The organism is Mesorhizobium sp. M2A.F.Ca.ET.037.01.1.1 (assembly GCF_003998075.1).
Classification (GTDB): domain Bacteria; phylum Pseudomonadota; class Alphaproteobacteria; order Rhizobiales; family Rhizobiaceae; genus Mesorhizobium.
Genome location: NZ_RZSA01001107.1, coordinates 1 through 1,992, shown reverse-complemented (window position 1 = coordinate 1,992; position 1,992 = coordinate 1). Strand labels below are relative to the sequence as shown.

General features: G+C 64.3%; 2 protein-coding genes. Both read right to left on the bottom strand.

The window, feature by feature from the left end; translation table 11 throughout:
* The coding region (locus EOA27_RS33960) for a beta-ketoacyl synthase N-terminal-like domain-containing protein (RefSeq protein ID WP_127258457.1) at window positions 1-844 on the bottom strand (844 nt) is incomplete at its 3' end.
* A 33-nt stretch (window positions 845-877) separates the two neighbouring features.
* A partial coding sequence (locus tag EOA27_RS33955) for an acyl-CoA dehydrogenase family protein (RefSeq protein ID WP_245491267.1) occupies window positions 878-1,992 on the bottom strand: 1,115 nt, incomplete at its 5' end.

The window sequence follows — 1,992 nt, the reverse complement described above, 5'->3', positions numbered from 1 at the left end:
CAGGCTTCAGGCCCATGGACTTGCCGGCCTTCTTCGAGCCGAGCAGCACGGCGGCAGCACCGTCGACGATGCCCGACGAATTGCCGGCATGGTGGACGTGGTTCACTTCCTCGACCTCCGGGTGCTTCTGCACCGCCACCGCGTCGAAGCCGCCCATTTCGCCCGGCATGACGAAGGACGGGTTGAGCGAGGCCAGCGACTGCATGTCGGTCGTGGGCCGCATGTGCTCGTCGCGGTCGAGGATCAACAGGCCGTTCTGGTCTTTGATCGGGATCACCGAGTTCTTGAAGCGGCCCTCTTCCCACGCCTTGCCGGCGCGCTTCTGGCTTTCGACTGCATAGGCGTCGACGTCATCGCGGGAAAAGCCGTATTTCGTGGCGATCAGGTCGGCCGAGATGCCCTGCGGCACGAACCAGCCGGGCAGGCCTACGGACGGATCCATGAACCAGGAACCGCCGGACATGCCCATGCCGACGCGCGACATGGATTCCACGCCGCCGGCAATGACGATCTCGTCCGCCCCTTGCGCGATCTTGGCGGCGCCGAAATTGATGGCGTCGAGGCCCGAAGCGCAGAAACGCGAGATCTGCATGCCCGGCGCCTTGGTATCGTAGCCGGCCTCGAAGGCGGCGGCGCGCGGAATGACCGAGCCCGCCTCGCCGACCGGGTCGACGCAGCCGAAGATGATGTCGTCGACATTGCCCGTGTCGAGCCCGTTGCGGTCGCGCAACGCCTCGAGCGTCTTCGCGGCGAGCCGCACCGCCGGCACCTCATGCAGCGCGCCATCCTTCTTGCCCCTGCCGCGCGGCGTGCGCACGGCGTCATAGACGTAAGCCTCAGTCATTTTCGTGCTCCTTGGCTTTGCCGGCCGCCGCGCTCAGAGAGAGCGCCCGATCAGCAATTTCATGATCTCGTTGGTGCCGCCATAGATGCGCTGGACGCGGGCGTCGCGGTACATGCGGGCGATCGGATATTCATTCATGTAGCCATAGCCGCCATGCAGTTGAAGGCATTCGTCGACGACTTTGCCCTGCAGGTCGCTGAGCCAGTATTTGGCCATCGAGGCGGTCACTGGGTCGAGGCCGCCGTCGATGTGGCGGGCGACGCAGTCATTGTAGAAGACGCGGCCGATCGTGGCCTCGGTCTTCAGTTCGGCCAGCTTGAACTGGGTGTTCTGGAAATCGATGACGGCCTTGCCGAAGGCCTTGCGTTCCTTGACGTAATCGATGGTGAGCGCCAGCGCCCGCTCGATCATGGCGATCGCGCCCGTGCCAATCTGCAGGCGCTCCTGCGGCAATTGCTGCATCAGCTGGACGAAGCCCTTGCCTTCCTCGTGGCCGAGCAGGTTGGAGGTCGGCACGCGCACGTCGTTGAAGAACAGCTCGGACGTGTCGTTCGACTTCAGCCCGATCTTGTCGAGGTTGCGGCCGCGCTGAAAACCCTCGGCCTCGTCGGTCTCGACGACGATCAGCGAGGTGCCCTTGGCGCCCTTGTCCGGATCGGTCTTGGTGACGACGATGATCAGATTGGCGAGCTGGCCATTGGTGATGAAGGTCTTCGAGCCGCTGATCTTGTAGTGGTTGCCGTCCTTCTCGGCACGGGTCTTGACGCCCTGCAGATCGGAGCCGGCGCCGGGCTCGGTCATGGCGATGGCGCCGATCAGCTCGCCGGTCGCGAGCTTGGGCAGCCATTTCTGCTTCTGCTCCTCGGAGCCGTAGTGCAGGATGTAGGGGGCGACGATCGAATTGTGCAGGCCGATGCCGAAACCGTCGACGCCGACATGGCCGATCGCCTCGATGATCGCGCTCTCATGCGCAAAAGTCCCGCCCGAGCCGCCATATTTCTCCGGCATGGAAGCGCAGAGCAGCCCGGCGGCGCCCGCCTTCAGCCAGCTCTCTCGGTCGAACATCTCGTTCTTCTCGAACTCGTCATAGCGCGGCGCGATCTCTTCGGCCATGAAGCGGGACGCCATGTCGTAGAGCATGCCGACCT